The sequence below is a fragment of the Cupriavidus sp. 01L415 genome, from assembly GCF_056400065.1.
Genome location: NZ_JBFTSP010000001.1, coordinates 217,246 through 238,631, shown reverse-complemented (window position 1 = coordinate 238,631; position 21,386 = coordinate 217,246). Strand labels below are relative to the sequence as shown.

At 67.2% G+C, this 21,386-nt stretch carries 17 protein-coding genes and 1 riboswitch; of the genes, 10 read left to right on the top strand and 7 right to left on the bottom strand.

Features of this window, described 5'->3' with window-relative positions; genetic code table 11:
* Nucleotides 1-77 precede the first annotated feature (77 nt).
* Nucleotides 78-1,436, top strand: coding sequence for a DUF3734 domain-containing protein (locus tag AC1DOX_RS01080; RefSeq protein WP_441618778.1), 1,359 nt, complete (start codon nucleotides 78-80; stop codon nucleotides 1,434-1,436).
* Here the strand turns inward: AC1DOX_RS01080 and AC1DOX_RS01075 are convergent, their stop codons facing one another.
* The 4 genes from AC1DOX_RS01075 to AC1DOX_RS01060 form a co-directional block, all read right to left on the bottom strand.
* Nucleotides 1,437-2,246, bottom strand: coding sequence for a polyphosphate kinase 2 family protein (locus tag AC1DOX_RS01075; RefSeq protein ID WP_441618631.1), 810 nt, complete (start codon nucleotides 2,244-2,246; stop codon nucleotides 1,437-1,439).
* A 93-nt stretch (nucleotides 2,247-2,339) separates the two neighbouring features.
* Nucleotides 2,340-3,206 carry a diaminopimelate epimerase gene (gene dapF, locus AC1DOX_RS01070; protein WP_441618633.1) on the bottom strand — a complete coding sequence of 289 codons (867 nt, stop codon included), beginning with the start codon at nucleotides 3,204-3,206 and terminating at the stop codon, nucleotides 2,340-2,342.
* A 43-nt stretch (nucleotides 3,207-3,249) separates the two neighbouring features.
* Complete coding sequence (locus AC1DOX_RS01065) at nucleotides 3,250-4,143, bottom strand: lipid A biosynthesis lauroyl acyltransferase (protein ID WP_441618635.1); 894 nt, start codon at nucleotides 4,141-4,143, stop codon at nucleotides 3,250-3,252.
* Complete coding sequence (locus tag AC1DOX_RS01060) at nucleotides 4,140-5,036, bottom strand: lysophospholipid acyltransferase family protein (protein ID WP_441618637.1); 897 nt, start codon at nucleotides 5,034-5,036, stop codon at nucleotides 4,140-4,142. The genes AC1DOX_RS01065 and AC1DOX_RS01060 overlap by 4 nt, the downstream gene beginning before the upstream one ends.
* Before the next feature lie 393 nt (nucleotides 5,037-5,429).
* Between AC1DOX_RS01060 and metK the strand changes: the two genes are divergently transcribed.
* Both metK and AC1DOX_RS01050 read left to right on the top strand, forming a co-directional pair.
* The gene (metK, locus tag AC1DOX_RS01055; protein WP_092135613.1) at nucleotides 5,430-6,593 is read left to right on the top strand and encodes a methionine adenosyltransferase; all 1,164 of its coding nucleotides are present in this window, start codon (nucleotides 5,430-5,432) and stop codon (nucleotides 6,591-6,593) included.
* 136 nt (nucleotides 6,594-6,729) lie between these two features.
* A complete protein-coding gene (locus tag AC1DOX_RS01050) occupies nucleotides 6,730-7,677 on the top strand; it encodes a Kdo hydroxylase KdoO (RefSeq protein ID WP_441618639.1) in 948 nt (315 codons plus the stop codon).
* A 35-nt stretch (nucleotides 7,678-7,712) separates the two neighbouring features.
* Here the strand turns inward: AC1DOX_RS01050 and AC1DOX_RS01045 are convergent, their stop codons facing one another.
* The gene (locus tag AC1DOX_RS01045) at nucleotides 7,713-9,116 is read right to left on the bottom strand and encodes a coniferyl aldehyde dehydrogenase (protein ID WP_441618641.1); all 1,404 of its coding nucleotides are present in this window, start codon (nucleotides 9,114-9,116) and stop codon (nucleotides 7,713-7,715) included.
* 329 nt (nucleotides 9,117-9,445) lie between these two features.
* Here AC1DOX_RS01045 and AC1DOX_RS01040 point away from each other — a divergent pair, with 329 nt between their 5' ends.
* The gene (locus tag AC1DOX_RS01040; RefSeq protein WP_441618643.1) at nucleotides 9,446-11,128 is read left to right on the top strand and encodes a GMC family oxidoreductase; all 1,683 of its coding nucleotides are present in this window, start codon (nucleotides 9,446-9,448) and stop codon (nucleotides 11,126-11,128) included.
* Nucleotides 11,129-11,151: 23 nt separating this feature from the next.
* Here AC1DOX_RS01040 and AC1DOX_RS01035 read toward each other — a convergent pair whose 3' ends face one another.
* Both AC1DOX_RS01035 and AC1DOX_RS01030 read right to left on the bottom strand, forming a co-directional pair.
* On the bottom strand, nucleotides 11,152-12,693 hold the full coding sequence (locus AC1DOX_RS01035) for a methyl-accepting chemotaxis protein (protein ID WP_441618645.1): 1,542 nt from the start codon (nucleotides 12,691-12,693) through the stop codon (nucleotides 11,152-11,154).
* A gap of 295 nt (nucleotides 12,694-12,988) precedes the next feature.
* Nucleotides 12,989-14,704, bottom strand: coding sequence for an acyl-CoA dehydrogenase family protein (locus AC1DOX_RS01030; RefSeq protein WP_441618647.1), 1,716 nt, complete (start codon nucleotides 14,702-14,704; stop codon nucleotides 12,989-12,991).
* Between the two features lie 226 nt (nucleotides 14,705-14,930).
* A riboswitch (TPP riboswitch) is annotated at nucleotides 14,931-15,032 on the top strand.
* 107 nt (nucleotides 15,033-15,139) lie between these two features.
* Here AC1DOX_RS01030 and thiC point away from each other — a divergent pair.
* The 6 genes from thiC (at nucleotide 15,140) to AC1DOX_RS01000 (ending at nucleotide 21,158) form a co-directional block, all read left to right on the top strand.
* Entirely contained in the window at nucleotides 15,140-17,020 is a 1,881-nt protein-coding gene (gene thiC / locus AC1DOX_RS01025) for a phosphomethylpyrimidine synthase ThiC (RefSeq protein ID WP_092135621.1), read from the top strand.
* 174 nt (nucleotides 17,021-17,194) lie between these two features.
* Nucleotides 17,195-18,406: an FAD-dependent oxidoreductase gene (locus tag AC1DOX_RS01020; RefSeq protein ID WP_092135622.1), complete on the top strand. Its 1,212-nt coding sequence runs from the start codon at nucleotides 17,195-17,197 to the stop codon at nucleotides 18,404-18,406.
* Between the two features lie 22 nt (nucleotides 18,407-18,428).
* The gene (gene thiS / locus AC1DOX_RS01015; RefSeq protein ID WP_092135624.1) at nucleotides 18,429-18,626 is read left to right on the top strand and encodes a sulfur carrier protein ThiS; all 198 of its coding nucleotides are present in this window, start codon (nucleotides 18,429-18,431) and stop codon (nucleotides 18,624-18,626) included.
* A gap of 7 nt (nucleotides 18,627-18,633) precedes the next feature.
* The gene (locus AC1DOX_RS01010; protein WP_477101351.1) at nucleotides 18,634-19,482 is read left to right on the top strand and encodes a thiazole synthase; all 849 of its coding nucleotides are present in this window, start codon (nucleotides 18,634-18,636) and stop codon (nucleotides 19,480-19,482) included.
* Nucleotides 19,479-20,612 (top strand): thiamine phosphate synthase, encoded by a 1,134-nt coding sequence (locus tag AC1DOX_RS01005; protein ID WP_441618652.1) that lies wholly within the window; start codon nucleotides 19,479-19,481, stop codon nucleotides 20,610-20,612. The genes AC1DOX_RS01010 and AC1DOX_RS01005 overlap by 4 nt, the downstream gene beginning before the upstream one ends.
* 111 nt (nucleotides 20,613-20,723) lie before the next feature.
* A complete protein-coding gene (locus AC1DOX_RS01000; protein ID WP_092135629.1) occupies nucleotides 20,724-21,158 on the top strand; it encodes a PaaI family thioesterase in 435 nt (144 codons plus the stop codon).
* Nucleotides 21,159-21,386 lie beyond the last annotated feature (228 nt).

The following is a 21,386-nucleotide window of genomic DNA, read 5'->3' as shown; positions in this document are numbered from 1 at the left end:
CCCGGGCGCGCTCCAATGGCGCGCCCACCTAGGAGCGCGGTGTGGCGGACAAGCGGCAGCAGCAGGTAGCGGAGGCCATCGGGCGGGAGCTCGGCGAGCAGGGCGCGGCCCCGCAGGATTCTGCATCGACGGCGACGCCCGCGCGGGCAAAGCGCCCCGGTGGATCGACGATCCCGGAGACGCCCGCCAAATCAGCCAAGTCAGCCAAATCGACGAAGTCCGGCGCCAGCCCCCGCCGTTCCGCCTTGAGCGATCACTGCGCCCCCGACGCGCTGCCCGGCGACGGCCCGGCGCACGAAGCCTACGCGGTGCGCGCGCTGGTGCTGCAGGGTGGCGGCGCGCTCGGCGCCTACCAGGCTGGCGTCTACCAGGGCCTGTCCGAAGGCGGCATCCATCCCAACTGGATCGCCGGTATCTCCATCGGCGCGCTCAATGCCGCAGTGATCGCCGGCAACCCACCCGAAACCCGCGTCGCGCAACTACGCGCGTTCTGGGAATACATTTGCGCGCAGCCCTGGCTGCCGGGCCTGCCGGTCGATTTGCTGACGGAGACGGCCCCCACGTGGCCGGAGCCGATGCGGATCTGGTTCGACAGCTTCAATGCCGCGCGCGCGATGCTCGAAGGCCAGCGCGGCTTTTTCACGCCGCGTGGCATCACCGACCTCTGGGCGCGATGCGATGATCCGGCCCGCGCCAGCTACTACGACACCGCGCCGCTCAAGGCGACACTCGAGCGCTTTGCCGATTTCGATCGCATCAACCACCCTAGGGAGATGCGCGTCTCGGTAGGAGCCGTCAACGTGCGCACGGGCAACTTCGCCTATTTCGACAATACCCGCCAGACGCTGCGGCCTGAGCATTTCATGGCGTCGGGCGCGTTGCCGCCTGGTTTCCCGGCGGTCGAGATCGATGGCGAGTACTATTGGGATGGCGGGCTGGTCTCGAACACGCCGTTGCAGGAAGTGCTGACCGCGCAGCCGCGACGCGATGCGCTGATCTTCCAGGTCGACCTGTGGAGCGCGCGCGGCAAGCTGCCGCACAATCTGCTGGATGTGGCCGAGCGTCAGAAGGACATCCAGTATTCCAGCCGCACGCGGGCCATCACCGACTATATGCGCGAGCAGCAGAACTATCGCCGCATGTTGAGTGAACTGATGGCGCTGGTGCCGCCGTCAAAGCGCGACGACCCGTGGTACCAGCGCGCGGCCGACCACGCTTGCGACGCGCGTCGCAACGTGATCCAGCTGATCTACCGCGACAAATCGTTCGAAGGCAGCGCCAAGGACTACCAGTTCGGCGCGCTGACCATGCACGAACACTGGGCCAGCGGGCTGGAAGACATCCGCGATACGCTCAGGCATCCGAAGTGGCTGGCGATGCCCGGTCCGGAGCGGCCTTTCGTTACGCATGACGTACACCGAGGCGACGAATCGTAATTACTCCACGACCAGCTTCGCCAGCTCCGGCTTGGGCGGCGGGTAGGCCGGCTTGAGCTGATCGAATACCGAGGCCAGGATCTCCGCCACCATCAGGTTGCGGTGGCTTTTGGAATCCGCCGGCACGACGTACCACGGGCATTCCGGCGTGGCGGTAGCCGCGATGGCGGCCTCGTAGGCCTGCTGATATTCCTTCCAGAACTTGCGTTCGGCCAGGTCCTGCGGATCGAATTTCCAGTGCTTTTCCGGATCGGCGATGCGTGCCTCCAGGCGCGCCTTCTGCTCGCCCTTGGAGATGTGCAGGAAGCACTTGACGATCGTCGTGCCGGTCTCGGTCAGCATCGATTCGAAGGCGCGGATCTGCTGGTATCGCCGCTCGCACTCGGCTTCGTCGATCCACCCGTGCACGCGCGTGATCAGCACGTCCTCATACTGGCTGCGATTGAACAGCGCGATCTCGCCGGCGCGAGGCACCTGTGCGTGAACACGCCACAGGTAGTCCCGCGCAAGCTCCTCCGCGGTGGGCGCCTTGAAGCTCACCACGCGGATGCCCAACGGATCGAAACTGCGGAAGACCGAGCGCACCGTGCCGTCCTTGCCGCTGGTATCCATCCCCTGCAGGATGACCAGCAGCTTGCGGCGGTGCTCGGCGTAGAAGATGTCCTGTTGCACATCGAGCTGGGCCGAGAGAATGGCCAGCCGGGCGAGGTCGGATTCCTTGCTGCCGGTGGACAGCGGTTTGCTGTCGGCGGCAAAGTCGGCAAGGTTGAATTTCTTGCCGTTGGCGATGCGGAAGTCGTCCAGCGTCATGGGCTCTCCATCTGAGGGTCACACCAGACTGCATGGTCGTGCAAGCCGCCGGCACCGTCAAATCGCGGCGCCGTTCGGCTGGCATTCGGGTATTCAGGTATTCAGCGCGGCGAGGTCGATGGAGCCTTCGAAGACCGTCGTGGCCGGCCCCGTCATCTGCACGGGCTGACCCGTGCCGTCCCAGGCGATGGTCAGGTCGCCGCCGTGCGTATGTACCTTGACAGGCGAGTCGAGCAGGCCGCGCCGGATGCCGGCCACCACGGCCGCGCATGCGCCCGTGCCGCAGGCCAGCGTTTCACCCGCGCCACGTTCGAATACGCGCAGGCGGATCGTGCGGCGATCCACGATCTGCATGAAGCCGGCGTTGACGCGCCGGGGGAAAGTCATGTGATGCTCGATCACGGGGCCATCCTGCAGCACCGGGAACTGTTCCACATCGTCGACCACCTGCACCGCGTGCGGATTGCCCATCGACACTGCCGAGATCCAGGCGGTGCGGCCGTTGATTTCCAGGCCGTAGACCGTGTCGTCGCCTTCCGTGCGCGTCGGCAGGCCCTCGGACTGGAACGGCACGCGTGCCGGCTCCAGTTCGGGCGCACCCATGTCGACCGTGACCTGGCCGTCATCCTGCAGCGTCAGCGTGATGACGCCGTTCATCACTTCCACGCGCACCGAGCGCTTGTCGGTCATGCCCTTGTCCGTGACGAATCGCACGAAGCAGCGGGCGCCGTTGCCGCAGTGCTCCACCTCGCCGCCATCCGAATTGAAGATACGGTAGCGGAAGTCCACATCGTCGCGTGTGGACTTTTCGACGATCAGGATCTGGTCCGCGCCCACGCCGAAATGCCGGCTGGCCAGCGCGCGCCATTGCGCGTCGGTGAGGTCGAGCTTCTGGTGAATGCCGTCCAGCACGACGAAGTCGTTGCCGGCGCCATGCATCTTGGTGAACTGGAGTTTCATGGTGCGATTGTAGCGGTGGCCGTGGCAGTCTGCCGGGGGGGCGTCAGTAGATCTCGGGCTCGCCGGGCGGGCGATGCTTGAAGCGCTTGTGGACCCAGTAGTACTCGGTCACGCGGGGCCGGATCGCGTCCTCGAAGAAGGCGTTCATGCGGCGCGTGTCGTCGGTCACGCTGTCGCCCGGATAGTCCTCCCACGCGGGCAGGATGTGCAGGATGTAGCCCTTGTAGTCCGGCAGCATCTCCGTGTAGATCGGCACCACTTTGGCGCCGGTCAGCCGGGCCAGCCGCGACACCGACGTCAGCGTCAGCGCCTGCACGCCGAAGAACGGCACGAACTCCGAGTCCCGCTCGCCAAAGTCCATGTCGGCGATCAGTTGCAGCGCCTCGCCCTTCTTCAGGCAGCGCAGGATGTCGCGCGCGCTGTCGTTGCGGGAAATCATGTTGGCGCCAAAGCGGCCCCGCGCATGCTTCAGGAAGCCGTCGAACAGCGCATTCTTCTGCTTCGTGTAGAGCGAGGCCCCCGAACGCCCCACGTGATCGCGCAGGTGGATCGTCAGGCGAATCGCGCCGGCTTCCACGCCGGAGAGGTGCATCGTCACCAGGATATGGGGCTTTCCGTCCAGCGCAACCAGGTTCGCCTGGTCGTCGATCTGCACCCAGCGGCGCATCTGCGCCTCGCTGCCGGTCCAGAAGATGCCGCGCTCGGCAAAGCTGCGGAAGATATGGCGGAAGGTCTCGCGCGACATCGCGTCGATTTCCGCCTCGGTCTTGTCCGGAAAGCACAGGCGCAGGTTGGCGCGCACCACCTCGCGGCGGCTGCTGGGGATCCGGTACAGCAGGCTGCCCAGGCCTTCGCCAAAACGGGCGACGAGCGGGTACGGCAATTTGCCCAGCACGGTCAGGAGACCGATGCCGAGCCAGGTAAAGATGCGGCTCATTGGATGGTGTCGTTGGGAGCCGCCGGGGCAGTGCCGGCGGTATCGGGCGGCAGTCCGGCGCCGGCCGGATGCTTGTAGCGGTTGTAGCCCCAGAGGTACTGGGTCGGGTTGATCGCGATCAGTTCCTCGATGGTCCGGTTGATCACGGCGGCGCTCGCGGACGGATCCTCGGGCAGCATGCCGCCGTCGCACAGGACGCGCAGGTGTCCCCGATAGCCGGCGCCGCGCGGCAGGCGCTCGGCAAACACCATCACCACCGGGGATTGGGTCAGCTGCTGCAGCCGGTGTACCAGCGTCATGGAATAGGCCGGCTTGCCAAAGAAGGGCGCCCATGTGCCTTCACCGGCGCTGGGCACCTGGTCCGGCAGGATGCCCACGGCCTGGCCGCGCTTGAGTGCCTTGACCAGCATGCGAACGCCGCGCGGGTTGGCTGGAGCCATGGAGATGTTGTGGCGCGTGCGCATGCGTTCGACGAAGTCTCGCAACCACGGCTGATGGGGCGGCTTGAACAGGCACGTCACCGGATGGTGTCGCGCATGCGACTGTGGCAGCACCTCGAAGCAGCCAAGATGCGGCGTCAGGATGATCACGCCCTTGCCATTCGGCCGGATCTCGTTCAGGTAGGGCCAGAGGTAGTCGTCGAATCTTTCCAGGGGGACGTCGAGTGACTTGCGGCTCCAGAAATACGGCATCTCCATGATCAGCCTGCCCGTGGAGCGGGCGGCCTCCGCCAGCATGTCGTCGGTGGCGTCCGGGTACGCCAGGCGGAAGTTCTCGGTGAGCCGCCGGCCGTAGCGGCCGGGCAGGCGCGCCACCAGCAAGCCCAGCGCGCCACCGATGGCGTGCAGCACGCGTAGCGGCAGGCGGGAAATGAGCCAGAAGAGAAATGTCATGACGCCGTCAGGGACAAAGGCCGGCCTGGGGCCGGCAGGGTGTTCTTGGTCTTGGCTGCCGTCCCGGGTCACGTACCCGCGGTGGCCCGAGGCTTACGCCGCCGGGCAATTCGCGGAATTGCGGGCAAAAAAGGCTTGCCGGCGCCAGATTGCGCGAGCTGCCTCGCTGGTATCGTGCTGAATGCGTACCCGCCCGGGCTTGCGCTGTGGCGCTGCCTTCATTGGCGCGATGCAGCGAAGACGGCAGGCGCGTATAATAGCCTGTATCGCCGAGTTAACTGACAACTTGCGGGGCGATGCCGCTCTATCCGAGTGGCCTGAAAATACCGCTAAAGCGTCGCCGCGCCGTTTCCCAACGCTGGCACGCAATAGCCAACCTGGAGAAATAAGCTCGTGGCAAACGACTTCCTGTTCACTTCGGAATCCGTTTCCGAAGGTCATCCCGATAAAGTCGCCGACCAGATTTCGGACGCCGTCCTGGACGCCATCCTTGCTCAGGACAAGTACGCCCGCGTGGCGGCCGAAACCCTGTGCAACACCGGTCTGGTAGTGCTGGCTGGTGAAATCACCACGACGGCCAACGTCGACTACATCCAAGTCGCTCGCGACACCATCAAGCGCATTGGCTACGACAACACCGACTACGGCATCGACTACAAGGGTTGCGCCGTGCTGGTCGCGTATGACAAGCAATCCCCGGACATCGCCCAGGGCGTGGACCGCGCGTCTGACGACTACCTGAACCAGGGTGCCGGCGACCAGGGCCTGATGTTCGGCTACGCCTGCGACGAGACCCCGGAACTGATGCCGTTCCCGATCTACTACGCCCACCGTCTGGTGGAGCGTCAGTCGCAATTGCGCCGCGACGGCCGCCTGCCCTGGCTGCGTCCGGATGCCAAGTCGCAGGTGACCGTGCGTTACGTCGACGGCCGCCCGCACAGCGTGGATACCGTGGTGCTGTCGACCCAGCACGCACCGGACATCTCGCAGGCACAGATCCGCGAAGCCGTGATCGAAGAGATCATCAAGCCGGTGCTGCCGGCCGAGATGCTCAAGGAAACCAAGTACCTGGTGAACCCGACCGGCCGTTTCGTGATCGGTGGCCCGCAAGGCGACTGCGGCCTGACCGGCCGCAAGATCATCGTCGACACCTACGGTGGCGCTTCGCCGCACGGTGGCGGTGCGTTCTCCGGCAAGGATCCGTCGAAGGTGGACCGCTCGGCTGCCTACGCCGCCCGCTACGTGGCCAAGAACGTTGTGGCCGCCGGTCTGGCGCGCCAGTGCCAGGTGCAGGTGAGCTACGCCATCGGCGTGGCCCGCCCGATCAACGTGACCGTGTACACGGAAGGCACCGGCAAGATCTCCGACGAGAAGATCGCCGCACTGGTGCAGGAGCATTTCGACCTGCGTCCGAAGGGCATCGTGCAGATGCTCGACCTGCTGCGTCCGATCTACGAGAAGAGCGCTGCGTATGGCCACTTTGGCCGCGAAGAGCCGGAATTTTCGTGGGAAGCCACGGATAAGGTTGCCGCCCTGCGCGCAGCCGCCGGCCTGTAAGCACCCACCGCATCGCGGTCAGGTGAAACCCCGCCGGTCCTTCGGGACCCGCGGGGTTTTTTGTTGCGCGGGCGTCACGTGGCAGCTGGCACGTCGCGGAGTAGAATCCGGGCAACCGCAATCCACCGGAATGGCCATGTCCATCGACACGCCCACCCTCGTACCCCAGTCCGCTGCCGGCGCCGTGCCGGCAGGCGCCGCCCTGGACCTGATCCGCACGCAGCCCTATACCGACTGGGCGCCCGCCGTCGCACCCGAGACCCGCGCCACGCTGCGCCGCGAACTGGAGCAGGGCGCCGTGCTGTATTTCCCGAACCTCCATTTCCCCTTTCAGTCCGGCGAGGAGCGCTTCCTTGACAGCCGCTGGTCCGATGGCAAGTCCAAGAACATCAACCTGCGCGCCGATGACCGGGCCGTGCGCGGCGCCACCGGCAGCGAGAAGGACCTGGCCGATCTCTACGCGCTGATTCGCCGTTATGCCGAATCGAGCGAATCGCTGATCCACGCGCTGTTTCCGGAGTACATCCCGCACATGACGCGCGCGGGCACGTCGCTGCGGCCGAGCCAGATCGCCGGCCGTCCGGTCAGCTGGCGCAAGGACGATACGCGGCTGCACGTGGATTCATTCCCGTCCAATCCGATGCTGGGCAAGCGGTTGCTGCGCGTATTCCACAACATCGACCCCGCCGAGCCGCGCGTCTGGCGCGTGGGCGAGCCGTTCGGCGATTTTGCGAAGCACTTCGTGCCGAAGACGCACGGCATGTGGCCCGGCCAGGCGTGGCTGATGAAGCAGTTGCACATCACCAAGCGCACGCGATCCGAGTACGACCACCGCATGCTGCAACTGCACGACTTGGCCAAGGCCGACCTGGACTACCAGAAGACCGTGCCGCAGCAGGAGTTCCGTTTCCCGCCGGGCTCGACCTGGATCGTGTTCAGCGACCAGCTGCTGCACGCCGCCATGCGCGGCCGCGCGATGATGGAGCAGACCATCTACCTCGATCCGCAAGCCATCAGCGATCACACGCACTCACCGGAGGCCGTGCTGACGCGCATGCTGGGGCGGCCCATGCTGGCCGCCTAGGCGCCGCCGCGAGCGAGGCCCGGCATCGGGCAAATTCAGCGCAGCAGCAGCTTCAGCATCGACTCGAAGCGCTTGCCATACGGCGGCTTGAGCAGGCCGGCGCCATTCAGGCCGGCCTGATGGAACACCGGCTTGAGCTTGGAAAACGTCTCGAAGCCCGCCTCGCCGTGATAGGCGCCCATGCCGCTCGGCCCCACGCCGCCGAACGGCAGGTCGTCCTGGGCGATATGGAACAGCGTGTCGTTGACGGTCACGCCGCCGGCCACGGTCTGGCGCATCACGCGATCGACCACCTCGGCGCCCTTGTCGAACACATACAGCGCCAGCGGGCGCGGGCGCGCATTGACGAAGGCGATGGCCTCGCCCACGGTGCGATAGGTCACCACAGGCAGCACGGGCCCGAAGATCTCCTCCTGCATTGCCATCGCGTCATCCGGCACATCCATCAGCAGCACGGGCGGCAGCCGGCGCGCGTCGGCATCCGGCGCGGCGTCGGTGAGCGGCACCACGCGCGCGCCGGCCGCGCCGGCAGCCTCGATCATCGACACCAGCCGCCCGAAGTGGCGCGGACTGATGATGCTCGTGTAGTCGGGGTTGTGTGCGAGGCCGGGGTAAAGCCGGTTCACGCAGCGGCGCGCGGATTCCACAAAGCGGTCGCGTTGCGCTTCGGGCACCAGCACGTAGTCGGGGGCGATGCAGGTCTGGCCCGCATTGAGCAGCTTGCCGACCAGGATCCGTTCCACGGCGTGGTCGAATTCGGCGCCCGGTCCGACGATGGCCGGCGACTTCCCGCCCAGCTCCAGCGTTACCGGCGTCAGATTGGCCGCGGCGGCGCGCATGACGTGATGGCCGACGCTGGTCGATCCCGTGAACAGCAGGTGGTCGAACGGCAGCGCGGTGAATGTGCTGGCAACCTCGGCATCGCCATTGATGATCGCCACCTCGTCCGGCGCAAACGTGGCCTGTACCAGCTGGGCGAACAGCGCCGAGAAGCGCGGTGTGTATTCCGACAGCTTGATCATCGCGCGGTTGCCGGCCACCAGCGCACCCGCGAGCGGGCCGACGGTCAGGAACAGCGGGTAGTTCCACGGCACCACGATGCCGATCACGCCCAGCGGCTGCGGCATCAGCCGCGAGCGGCCCGGCTTGAACCAGAGGCCGGTGCGGGCCCGGCGCACGCGCATCCAGCGCTTGCCGTGCCGCAGTGCATCATTGATGCCGGCGATGCTCGGAAAGGTCTCCAGCAGCGCAGTCTCCTGGCGGGGCCGGTTGGTGAAGTCATCGCTGATGGCGGTGGCGATCGCCTCCTGGTTGGCGTGCACGAGCCGCCGCAGCCGGCGCAGGCGATCCGCCCGGATTTCCCACGACGGGGTCTGATCGTGCCGCGACGCCGCGCGCATCGCGTCGAACACCGAGGACATGGCGGGGACTTCTCTCATTTTTGCGGTCTCCTTCTTCTCACCGGGGCAGGACTGATGGCCGACTAGTCTGGCTGGGGGTGCCTGATACCATCGCGCAACATAAGCGAACCCTTCGGTTATCGCAATGGAGGGCTGCCCTCAAACGCAGGGGGCGGCCACGGCGGCCGGCCCCGGCCAGTGGCGGTCGGTGCAGGGCGATGGCGGACGGTGTCCGCTCCCGCGTCCGCGCCGCTTCTCCCCCCCGGCGCCAGCGCCTACACTAAATTTTCGCGGCAGGCGCCCACCGGGACCGGGGGGCATGCCAGACAAGCATTGCCGTGCCGGACACCGGACTCACGGGGATACAGATGGAAATGACCTTTGACTATCTCGTCGTGGGGGCCGGCTCCGCCGGCTGCGCGCTGGCTGGCCGGCTGGCCGACAGCGGGAACGACAGCATCGGCCTCGTGGAGGCGGGGCAGCACGATCACCATGTGCTGGTCCGCACACCCGCGGCGTGTGCGGCCATCCTGCCGCGCGCGGGCGCGCGCAACTACGCCTACCAGACCGTGCCGCAGGACGGATTGGACGGCCGGCGCGGCTACCAGCCTCGCGGCCGGGGCCTGGGCGGATCGTCATCCATCAACGCCATGATCTACATGCGCGGCCGCCCCCGCGACTACGACGGCTGGGCCGCCGCCGGTTGCGATGGGTGGTCGTGGGACGACGTGCTGCCGTACTTCCGCCGCGCGGAGTGCAACGAGCGCGTGGCCGGCCATGACGACGATCCCCTGCACGGCGGCACCGGCCCGCTTCATGTCAGCGACCTGCGCTCGCCCAATCCTTTCGGTCAGCATTTCATCGACGCCGCGCAGCTGGCCGGCTATCCGCGCAACGACGACTTCAACGGTGACGAGCAGGAGGGCGTGGGCTGGTTCCAGGTCACGCAGCACAACGGTGAACGCTGGAATGCCGCGCGCGCCTACCTGCATGGCGGCAACGCGCGCGACCGCGCCTGCAACGGCGGCCGTGCGCATCTGCATGTGCTGACCGGCACCCAGGTGCTGCGCATCCTGTTCGAGGGACGGCGTGCCGTCGGCGTGCTGGCGTGGCGCGATGGCCGCGAAGTCATCCTGCACGCGCGACGCGAGGTCATCGTGTCAGCCGGGGCGTTCGGGTCGCCCCAGTTGCTGATGGCGTCAGGCATCGGCCCGGCCGCGCACCTGCGCGAACACGGCGTGACCGTGGTGCACGACCTGCCCGGCGTCGGCGGCAACCTGCAGGACCATCTGGACGTCATCCTGCACAAGCGCGTGGCCGCGTCGGAACTGTTCGGCCTGTCGCTGCGTGGCGCAGGCCACCTGCTGGGCGAGATATTGCGCTACCGTCGCGATCATTCCGGCATGCTGACGTCGAACTTCGCGGAAGCCGGCGCATTCCTGCGCAGCCGGCCGGATCTGGACGAGCCGGACCTGCAACTCCACTTCGTGGTGGGCATGGCCGACGACCATATGCGGCACCTCAACCTGGGGCATGGCTATTCCTGCCACGTCTGCGGGCTGCGGCCGCACAGCCGCGGCGAGGTCAGGCTGGCATCGCCCGACATGCGCGATGCCCCGCACATCGATCCCCGCTACCTGTCCGATCCACAAGACATGGAGGACCTGCTGGCCGGCGTGCGCATCGTGCGGCAGATCTTTGCCCAGCCGCCGCTGGCATCCTTTGGCGGCCGCGAGCTGTATTCGGAGGGATTGCAGGCGGATGGCACCGACGACGATGCGGTGCGCGCGATGATCCGCCGTCGCGCGGACACGATCTACCATCCGGTGGGTACGTGCCGCATGGGCATGGACCCGCTGGCCGTCGTGGATCCGCAGTTGCGCGTGCGGGGCGTGGAGGGGCTGCGTGTCGTGGACGCGTCCGTCATGCCGACGCTGATCGGCGGCAATACCAACGCGCCGTCGATCATGATCGGCGAGCGCGCCCACGATCTGATCCGCTATGCGCCCCACGTGACGCTGCGAATACGGGAGACAGTAGCCGCCGACTAGGCGGCGTCCGCCTCCTGCGTGGTTCAGCCGCGCATCTGGAACTGACCCACGGTCTCGCGCAGCTTGCCCGCCTGTTCATCCAGGGACTGGGCTGCTGCGGCCGCTTCTTCCACCAATGCCGCGTTCTGCTGCGTTACCTGGTCCATCTGGCCCACCGCGTGGCCCACCTGCTCGATGCCGGCGCTCTGTTCCTGCGACGCCGCGGCGATCTCCGCGATGATGTCCGACACGCGCTTCACAGCCTGGCGGATCTCCGTCATCGTGTTGCCCACGCCCTGCGCCTGGCTGGAGCCGGTGCGCACCGTATCGACCGAGCTCTCGATCAGTTCCTTGATTTCCTTGGCGGCGCTGGACGAGCGCTGCGCCAGGCTGCGCACCTCGCCGGCCACCACGGCAAAGCCCCGGCCCTGTTCCCCTGCGCGCGCCGCTTCCACGGCGGCGTTGAGTGCCAGGATATTAGTCTGGAACGCGATGCCCTCGATCAGCGTGGTGATTTCGGCGATGCGTTCCGAGCTGCCGCTGATGGCGCCCATCGTATCGACCATCTGCTGGACGGCCTGATTGCCCTCGTCCGCGACCAGCGCCGCGTTGGACGCGAGCGAGCTCGCCTGGCGGGCGTTGTCCGCGTTCTGGCGCACGGTGGTGGTCAGCTCCTCCATGCTCGATGCGGTCTCTTCCAGCGATGCGGCCTGTTGCTCCGTGCGGGCGGACAGGTCGGTGTTGCCGGCGGCGATCTGCGCGGCGGCCACGCTGACGGAATCGCTGGACTGGCGCACGTCGCGCAGTGTCTGGCCGACGCGCTCGATCAGCGTGTTGAACGACTGCGCGGTCAGGCCGATTTCATCGAGCTGGCCGACCGTCGCCCGGTGATCGAGGTCCAGCGACTGGCTGACATGCAGCAGCGTGCCCTGGATGTCTTCCAGGCTGTGCCGGATCCGGCGGTAGAGCGACAACGCCATGAATCCCGTGAACAGGACGGATGCGGCGATGACGGTCAGGAACACGCGCACGGACCACTTGTGCTGCAGCTTGTTGTCCGCCACGGTCTCGTCGCCGAGTTTCGTGTTGTACGCGACATGCTCGTCGATGGCCTTGCGCAGCGCGATCGACGCGTCGTGCATGGCGCCGGCGGTCAGCATTTGCTGCGTGGCGGCGTAATCGTTGTTATTGGAGCGATCGAAGAATGCGGCGAATTCGTCGCGATAGCGCTTGCCCGCGGCGCGATCGGCTGCGAGCAGCGTGCGATCGGTATCGTCGGCGATGTCATCGCGTTCATAGACCGCCAGCAACTCGTCGAAGCGTTGGCCGCTCTTGGCCAGCAGCGCTTCGGCCTGGACCTTCGCCGCGGTGTCGTCGGTCATCGCATGGCGGTACAGCCCTTCGCGCATGTTGCCCACGGCATCCGCGACGGCGTTCAGGTGCCGCACGCTGCCCAGCGTGTTGTCGTTGAAGAAATCGAAGCGTTGTTGCGATTGATTGAGTTGCCAGATGCCGCCGAGGCCGACGAAAAGCAGGGCAAGCAAGGCGAGGGAAAGCGTAAGAAGCAGGCGTTTGCTGATGTTCATGAGGCGTTTGCGGCACATGCTTGTGGCACGGCAGCCCGTTGATGGCGACTTGGGGTATGCAGCAGGCCGGAGCCCGTCGCCTCAAGGTTTACGGCAGGGCCGACGGCGCCTGAAGGCGCAATATGTGCGCTGCAGCATCGACTGTACGAAGTCCGCACGGGACGTTTGAAACGCTGGATTGCCGATGGGGGCGCAAACGCCGGATCAGTAATGGAAGGGCGGACGGGCGCGTCAGGCCTGCATCGAGGCCTGCGTCCCGTCCGGGGTGAGCGGTGAATCCGGTGAATCGGGCGAATCAGGCCGGCCACGCGCGATTGGCGATGCGCAGGAGCGTGCCCGAATCGGCGTCAAGCGTCCCGAACACGCGCCCATGCTGGCGGCCAAGGCGGCTGGAGACAAACTGCTCGGCCGATTCGGGGTCGCCATGCGCCAGCATCAGTGCCGCCTGCGCCGTCAGGACGAGGCCCTGCGCAAACCGGCGGCCGCTGGCCTCCAGGTGCTCCGCGGGCTCGCGCAGCATCGCCTGTAGCGACGCCAGCTCCGCGCGCACGGCGGCGTGGCCGTTGGCCAGCCGCGCCAGGTCCTGCAGGATGCGCGCGCCATCCTCGGGATTGCGCTGCAACGCGCGCAGGACATCGAGGCACATGATGTTGCCCGAGCCTTCCCAGATCGAGTTCACCGGCGCCTCGCGGTAGAGGCGCGCCATCGGGCCTTCCTCGACGTAGCCGTTGCCGCCCCAGACTTCCATGGCCTCGCCGGTGGCCTCCAGCGCGCGCTTGCAGATCCAGAACTTCGCCGCCGGCGTCACCACGCGCTTCCACGCGGCGGCGAGCGGATCGTCATCGGCGTGCTCGAACGCGTTGGACAGCGCCATCATTAGCAGGGTGGCGGCTTCAGATTCCAGCGCGAGGTCCGCCAGCACGTTACGCATCAGCGGCTGATCCGCGAGCAACCGGCCGAACGCCATGCGATGGCGCGCGTGATGCAGCGCCTGCACCAGTCCTGCGCGCAGCAGTCCCGCGCTGCCGATCACGCAGTCGAGCCGCGTGCTGGTGGCCATCTCGATGATGGTGGGGATGCCACGCCCTTCCTCGCCGATCAGGATGCCCGTCGCGCCGCGGAATTCCACTTCGCTGCTGGCGTTGGAGCGATTGCCAAGCTTGTCCTTGAGCCGCTGGATCAGGATGGGGTTCTTGCTGCCGTCATCGCGAAAGCGCGGCACGAAGAAGCAAGACAGCGGACCATCGGCGGCGCCCATGCGGGCGACCACGAGATGCGCGTCGCACATCGGCGCGGAGAAGAACCACTTGTGGCCCGTCAGTGCGTATTCCGCGCCGCGGCCCTCGCCACGAACCGGCACGGCGACGGTGGTGTTGGCGCGTACGTCGGACCCGCCCTGTTTCTCCGTCATGCCCATGCCGATCAGGATCGCGGTCTTCTCGCGCCACGGCAGGTCGCGGGCGTCGTGGCCGGCGGCGTAGAGCCGCGGTTCGAGGTCGCGGAACAGCGCCGGTTCCTTGCGCAGCACGGGGATGCTCGCGAAGGTCATTGTGGTCGGGCACAGGGACCCCGACTCGATCTGCGATTGCAGGAAGTAGCCAGCCGTGCGCGCGGCCCATGCGCCCGCGCGCGGTTGCGCGAAGGGCAGCGACTGCAGTTGCTGGCTGCGCAGCAGCGTCAACAATGCGTGCCATGCCGGATGAAAGGCAATCTGGTCGACCCGCTCGCCCGTGCGGCTGTGGGTATGGAGTTCCGGCGTGAGACGGTTGGCGTCGGCAGCCCAGGCCTGCACATCGGGTTCGCCCAGCCGCGCGCCGAAGGTGGACAGCGTCTCCGCGTGCCAGCCGCCGCCCACCCGGTCCAGCGCGGTCCGCAGAGTCGCGTCCGTCTCGAACAGGTTGTAGTGCGCGAGGTCGGGTACCTGGTTGAAGACGGTGTGGGTCTGCGCAGAGCCGGCGAGCACGTCTGCGGGAATACCGGCAGGGGAATCGGCGGCGGAATGGGCGGTCATGGCGTCTCCTGGCTGCGTGGTTGGCATTGCGACGAGGACAGCTAGGGGCATGGTACGGCAACTGCCACGTTCGGAAAACGCGCGATCCCCCTGCTGGATGCGCCGCGATACGCACATCGGCGCATTCGTGCAGCGCAGCATCGGCCGGTCGATACCCTGGCGCACGACAGCTGCAACAAAATTCAAGGTGGCGCGGGGCGGGGGCTTGTGCTTAAATTCACCCCGTTGGATGAAACAGGGGTGCCGTACGGATGGGCCGTGCGGCTGAGAGAGTCCCTTCGAACCCGATCCGGCTAGTACCGGCGTGGGAAGTTTCTTCATGAATACCGAACAGCTCCTGTCCCGCAACGGGACCCCGCCTCCGGCACCACCGCGCAGGCTGGCTCACAGGGCTCCTGGTTTCGTCCATCCCCCGCAAGAGAGAGGACGATATCCATGGCCCGAAATACTGCCCCCGCCGCTTCGTTCGAATCGCTGGAAAGCGATCTCGATCAGAAATTTGCCTATCCGGCGTCCAGCAAGACCTACCTGACCGGCAGCCGCCCGGACATCCGCGTGCCGCTGCGCACGATCCTGCAGACGTCCACGCGCACGGACAAGGGCGAGATGTCCAACCCGCCGATTCCCGTGTACGACACCTCGGGCCCGTACAGCGACCCGGACGTGCACATCAACCTGAAATCCGGCCTGCCGCACGTCCGCGACAAGTGGATCGACGAGCGCGGCGACACCGAGATCCTGTCGGGCCTGACGTCCGAATATGGCCGCGACCGTGCCAACGACCCGGCCACGGCCCACCTGCGCTTTGCCCAGCTGACCAACCCGCGCCGCGCCAAGGCCGGCGCGAATGTGTCGCAGATGCACTATGCGCGTCGCGGCATCATCACGCCCGAGATGGAATACGTGGCGCTGCGCGAATCGCTGAACCTGCAGGCGCTGTACGACAAGCCCGAGTACAAGGCGCTGCTGCGCCAGCATCCGGGCAACGCGCTGGGTGCGGCGCTGCCGCTGCGTCCGGAAGACATGACGCCGGAATTCGTGCGCCGCGAGATTGCCGCCGGCCGCGCGATCATCCCCGCCAACATCAACCACACCGAACTGGAGCCGATGGCGATCGGGCGCAACTTCCGCGTCAAGATCAACGGCAACCTGGGTAACTCCGCGGTGACGTCGTCGCTGGCCGAGGAAGTGGAAAAGATGGTGTGGTCGATCCGCTGGGGCGCGGACACCATCATGGATCTGTCGACCGGCAAGCACATTCACGAAACGCGTGAATGGATCCTGCGCAACTCGCCAGTGCCCATCGGCACGGTGCCGATCTACCAGGCGCTGGACAAGACCGGCGGCATCGCCGAGGACCTGACCTGGGAAATGTTCCGCGACACGCTGATCGAGCAGGCCGAGCAGGGCGTGGACTACTTCACGATCCACGCCGGCGTGCTGCTGCGCTACGTGCCGATGACGGCGGACCGCGTGACGGGCATCGTCTCGCGCGGCGGCTCGATCATGGCCAAGTGGTGCCTGGCCCACCACAAGGAAAACTTCCTGTACACGCACTTCGACGAGATCTGCGAAATCATGAAGGCGTACGACGTGTCGTTCAGCCTCGGCGACGGCCTGCGCCCCGGTTGCATCGCGGACTCCAACGACGACGCGCAATTCGGCGAACTGCGCACGCTGGGCGAACTGACCGCCAAGGCGTGGGAGCACGACGTGCAGGTGATGATCGAAGGCCCGGGCCACGTGCCGCTGCAGCGCATCCAGGCCAACATGGACGAGGAACTGAAGCACTGCTACGAGGCCCCGTTCTACACGCTGGGACCGCTCGTGACGGACATCGCCCCGGGCTATGATCACATCACCAGCGGCATCGGCGCGGCCAACATCGGCTGGATGGGCACCGCCATGCTGTGCTACGTCACGCCGAAGGAGCACCTGGGCCTGCCGGACAAGGAAGACGTGCGCGAGGGCATCATCACGTACAAGATCGCCGCGCACGCCGCCGACCTCGCCAAGGGCTGGCCCGGGGCGCAGCTGCGTGACAATGCGCTGTCCAAGGCGCGCTTCGAGTTCCGCTGGGAAGACCAGTTCAACCTGGGCCTCGATCCCGAGCGCGCGCGATCGTTCCACGATGCCACGCTGCCGGCGGAAGGCGCCAAGATCGCGCACTTCTGCTCGATGTGCGGTCCCAAGTTCTGCTCGATGAAGATCACGCAGGAAGTGCGCGACTACGCGGCATCGTTGCCCGCAGCCGAACGCGGCATGCAGGAGAAGTCGATCGAGTTCGTGAAGTCGGGCGCGAAGATCTATTCGTAAGAATGTAAGAATCAAAAGCAGTAGGCAGTTGCTTGCAGTCAGGGGCATGGCATCGCGCCATGCCCTGCAGTACCCCGAGTCCCGCCCGCGGCGCCCCCACGCGGCGCGGCGGAATTCACCAACAGGAGGCCGCGCGCACGCCAACCGAGTCGGCGTCGCCGGCAGAACAAGCCCATGACAGCAGTACAGTCCTTCGATGTCGCCATCCTCGGTGCCGGCCTGGCCGGGCGGTTATCCGCCTGGTTGCTGGTGCGCGCGGGCGCCCGCGTGGCGCTGGTCGAGCGTGGCAGCCCGGATGGAAGCGGATCGGCCGCGCACGTGGCCGCGGCCATGCTGGCCCCGCTGGCGGAGTCCGCCATTGCGGAGCGGCGCATCGTCGACCTCGGCGTCGCCAGTGTCGATCTGTGGCGCACCTGGCTCGCGCAATTGCCCGAACCGGTTTTCTTCCAGGAAGACGGCACGCTGGTGGTCTGGCACGCGCGGGACCGCAGCGAGGTGTCGCTGTTTACCGGCCGCATGCGCGCCGTGGCGCCGCCCGAGCTGGTGCAGCAACGGCTGCGTGCGCTGGACGGCAACGGCGTGGCAGCGGTAGAGCCGGCGCTGGCCGGTCGGTTTCCGCAGGGCCTGCTGCTGCAGGGCGAAGGCCAGCTCGACAACCGTGGCGCCATGCGGGCGCTGTTGTCGTGCGCGGTCGAGGAAGGCCTGCATTGCGTATGGGAAGCCGGCGAGATCGACGCCGATGCATTGCCGGGGCTTGGTATCCGTGCCGATGTGGTGCTGGACTGCCGCGGGCTCGGCGCTCGCGCGGCGTGGGCCAACCGCGCTACCGAAGGCGGCGTGGCGATGCCGGGCCTGCGCGGCCTGCGCGGCGAGGTCATCCGCGTGCATGCACCCGATGTGACATTGCACCGGCCCGTCAGGCTTCTGCATCCGCGCTACCCGATCTACATCGCGCCCAAGCCGAATGACCTCTACGTGATTGGCGCGACCGAAATCGAGAGCGAGGACGATTCGCCGATGAGCGTGCGCTCCGCGCTGGAACTGCTGTCGGCAGCGCATTCGCTGCACCCGGCGTTTGGCGAGGCGCGCGTGTTGGAACTCAACGTGCAGCGCCGCCCCACGCGGCCGGACCACTTGCCGGCGATTCGCGTCGACCAGCAGGCGCGCGTGGTGCGCGTCAACGGGCTGTATCGCCACGGCTGGCTGATTGCGCCGGCCGTCACCGAGGCCGCCTGTGCCGTGGTGCGCGCCTTGCTGGCTGGCGACCCGGCCGCCCATGCGGTGCCGGCGGCGATCCGCTGGCCGGGCATGATCGAGGCCGTGTGCGAGCCCGGATCGCGCACGCACGGCGCGGCGGCAGAGGCCGCCGGCGGCCTGCTGCACTAACAGAAAGACCCAGGACACCATCATGGAAATCCTGCTCAATGGCCGACCGCTGGTCCTTGCCGATGCCGCCACGCTGGCGGACGCGGTGACGGCGGCCGCCATCGCGCCGCCGTTTGCCGCGGCGGTGAACGGCCAGTTCGTGCCGCGCGCCGCGCATGCGGCCACGCCACTCTCCACTGGCGACCAGATCGATCTCGTGCAACCCGTGACGGGAGGCTGAACCCATCATGACCTTCGAACCTGCTGAAACCCTGCGCGATCCGTTCGTGCTCTACGGCGAATCGTTCGCCTCCCGCCTGCTGCTCGGCACGGCGCGCTACCCATCGCCCGCCACGCTGCAGGCCGCCGTGGAGGCATCGCGCCCGGCCATGGTGACCGTGGCCCTGCGCCGCCAGACCGCGGTAGGCAGCGGCGACGGCCAGACGCTGGGCGGACAGGCGTTCTGGCAGATGCTGCGCACGCTGGGCGTGCCGGTGCTGCCGAACACGGCCGGCTGCTTCACGGCACAGGAAGTCATCACCACGGCGATGATGGCGCGCGAAGTCTTCGAGACCGACTGGATCAAGCTGGAACTGATCGGCGACGACTACACGCTGCAGCCGGACACGCTGAACATGCCGGCCGTGGCCGAGACGCTGGTCAAGGAAGGCTTCAAGGTGCTGCCGTATTGCACCGAGGACCTGGTGCTGTGCCGCCGCCTGCTCGATGTGGGTTGCCAGGCGCTGATGCCGTGGGCCGCGCCGATCGGCACGGGCCGTGGCGCCGTGAATCCGCATGCCATGCGCACGCTGCGCGACCGTCTGCCGGACACACCGCTGATCGTCGACGCGGGCCTGGGATTGCCATCGCACGCGGCGCAGGTGCTGGAGTGGGGCTATGACGGCGTGCTGCTGAACACCGCCGTGGCCCAGGCCGCCTATCCGGTGAACATGGCGCGCGCGTTCGCGCTGGCGGTGGAGGCAGGGCGGACCGCCTATCTGGCCGGTCCGATGCCCGAGCGCGAGGTGGCGCAAGCCAGCACGCCGGTGGTGGGCATGCCGTTCTGGCACGCCGAGGGCGCGGAGGATCGCGCATGACGCGTCAGGGGGTTGCCGCCACGGTGGATGCCGCGCTGTTCAAGGATCTGATGGCGCGCTTCGGCGCGACATTCGGGCGCGATGAAGCCGAGTGGCGTGCCTGGCCGCTCGCCAATGCGCCGGCCGCGCTCGGTCGCCATGACGTGGTGCTGGCCGATGGCGAGGCCACGGCCGATGCGATCGACCGAATCGCCGCCGCCGGCGCGGTGCTGATCGAGAGCGACCGCGAGGGCGGGCGCTGGATCGATACGGTGCGATCGCCCATGGGTATATGGGTGCTCGACGTGGCCGCCGATGACGACACCCCGCATTCGCCGGCCTTCGTCGCCGTGCTGCTGGCGGCGATGTCGCTGCATTTCCCGGCGCATGACGCCCTGTGCATCGCGCGCGCCTGGCAGCCGGGCACCTCGGCGTGGCCGAGCGACTTCGCACGCTTCCCGCGCGTGCGCCATGCCGCGCTGGCGTCGCCGGACCAGCCGGCGGCCCCGTTTGCCCCGTGCCCGACCGACCTGGGCCTTTACGCGGTGATGCCGAGTGCGGCGTGGATCGAAACGCTCGTGCCGCTGGCGGTGCCGACCGTGCAACTGCGCTTCAAGTCCGATGACGCCGAGGCGGTGCGCGCGGAAGTGGTTCGCGCGGCCACGGCGGCCAAGGGCGCGTCGTCGCGATTGTTCATCAACGATCACTGGCGCGTGGCGATCGACTATCACGCATCATGCGGCGGCGACAGCGGCATCTACGGAATTCACCTCGGCCAGGAAGATCTCGACGAGGCGGATCTCGATGCGATTCGCGCATCGGGACTGCGGCTGGGGGTGTCGACGCACGGCTACGCCGAGATGCTGCGTGTCGCCGCGATCGCTCCCAGCTATCTCGCGCTCGGGGCGATCTTCCCGACCACGACCAAGGTCATGCCGACGTCGCCACAGGGCATGGGACGCTTCCAGGCCTACGTGGCGCTGATGAAGCCGGTGATTCCCTCGCTGGTCGGCATCGGTGGCGTGAACGCCGCGAACATGCCGGAGGTGCTGGCGGTGGGCGTTGGCAGCGCGGCCGTGGTGCGTGCGATCACCGAGGCACATGACGTGTCGGCGGCGGTGGCGGGGCTCCACGCATTGTTTGGGCGCTGACCGCCCACGCATCTGGTACGGCCCGGGAAATCCGCATATCCTCTCTCATCCATCGGACATAACGGATCGACGTTCCGCCATACGGAACGCGGCGCGCAGAGAGGAAACGCAGTGAACGAGATCAGCCCCGTGGCCCCCGGTACGCCGGACAAGCCTTATTTCGGCATCGACATCCCGCTGATGCGGCACCTGGGCCTGCAACCGGTCCATCTGGAGGAAGGCCTGTGCCGCACGCGCCTGCCGGCGAATCCGTCGCTGGTGAACAGCCGGGGCGACGTGCACGGCGGCACGCTGATGGCGGTGCTCGACTTCACGCTGAGCGGCGCCGCAAGATCGCACGCGCCGCTGGATATCGGCGTGATCACGATCGACATGTCGACGCACTTCCTGGCCGCCGCGCGTGGGGAGCTGACGTTCGAGTCGCGCTGCATCCGTCGCGGGGCGAAGATCGCGTTCTGCGAGGGTGAGGCGAAGGACGCCTCCGGCACCGTGGTGTGCGTGGCGCGCGCGGCGTTCAAGCTGGTGGCGCTGGCCGGCGGCAACTAGGCGACCAGATCAAATTTGATAGCGCGCCTCTAGCGTCTTGCCTTAGAGGTTGTTTCAAAATGAAGCGCAGCGGTCCTGGCTAGGGCGGAGCAGCGGTTTCGGATCGCACGCGATCCGCCTGCGCAGCGGTATGCGCCTACGAGCGAATACGCGCCCTGCAAGGGCGCGGCCGCAGACAGTACAAGTGGTACGGCCAGGCCGCGCAACGACACCAGGATCTTTTTGAAA

Coding starts and splice junctions, on each gene's coding strand:
- AC1DOX_RS01075 (WP_441618631.1), bottom strand. CDS start 2,246: ATGACGCTGGACGACTTCCGCATCGCCAACGGCAAGAAATTCAACCTT.
- dapF (WP_441618633.1), bottom strand. CDS start 3,206: ATGAAACTCCAGTTCACCAAGATGCATGGCGCCGGCAACGACTTCGTC.
- AC1DOX_RS01065 (WP_441618635.1), bottom strand. CDS start 4,143: ATGAGCCGCATCTTTACCTGGCTCGGCATCGGTCTCCTGACCGTGCTG.
- AC1DOX_RS01060 (WP_441618637.1), bottom strand. CDS start 5,036: ATGACATTTCTCTTCTGGCTCATTTCCCGCCTGCCGCTACGCGTGCTG.
- AC1DOX_RS01050 (WP_441618639.1), top strand. CDS start 6,730: ATGTCCATCGACACGCCCACCCTCGTACCCCAGTCCGCTGCCGGCGCC.
- AC1DOX_RS01045 (WP_441618641.1), bottom strand. CDS start 9,116: ATGAGAGAAGTCCCCGCCATGTCCTCGGTGTTCGACGCGATGCGCGCG.
- AC1DOX_RS01040 (WP_441618643.1), top strand. CDS start 9,446: ATGGAAATGACCTTTGACTATCTCGTCGTGGGGGCCGGCTCCGCCGGC.
- AC1DOX_RS01035 (WP_441618645.1), bottom strand. CDS start 12,693: ATGAACATCAGCAAACGCCTGCTTCTTACGCTTTCCCTCGCCTTGCTT.
- AC1DOX_RS01030 (WP_441618647.1), bottom strand. CDS start 14,704: ATGACCGCCCATTCCGCCGCCGATTCCCCTGCCGGTATTCCCGCAGAC.
- thiC (WP_092135621.1), top strand. CDS start 15,140: ATGGCCCGAAATACTGCCCCCGCCGCTTCGTTCGAATCGCTGGAAAGC.
- AC1DOX_RS01020 (WP_092135622.1), top strand. CDS start 17,195: ATGACAGCAGTACAGTCCTTCGATGTCGCCATCCTCGGTGCCGGCCTG.
- thiS (WP_092135624.1), top strand. CDS start 18,429: ATGGAAATCCTGCTCAATGGCCGACCGCTGGTCCTTGCCGATGCCGCC.
- AC1DOX_RS01010 (WP_477101351.1), top strand. CDS start 18,634: ATGACCTTCGAACCTGCTGAAACCCTGCGCGATCCGTTCGTGCTCTAC.
- AC1DOX_RS01005 (WP_441618652.1), top strand. CDS start 19,479: ATGACGCGTCAGGGGGTTGCCGCCACGGTGGATGCCGCGCTGTTCAAG.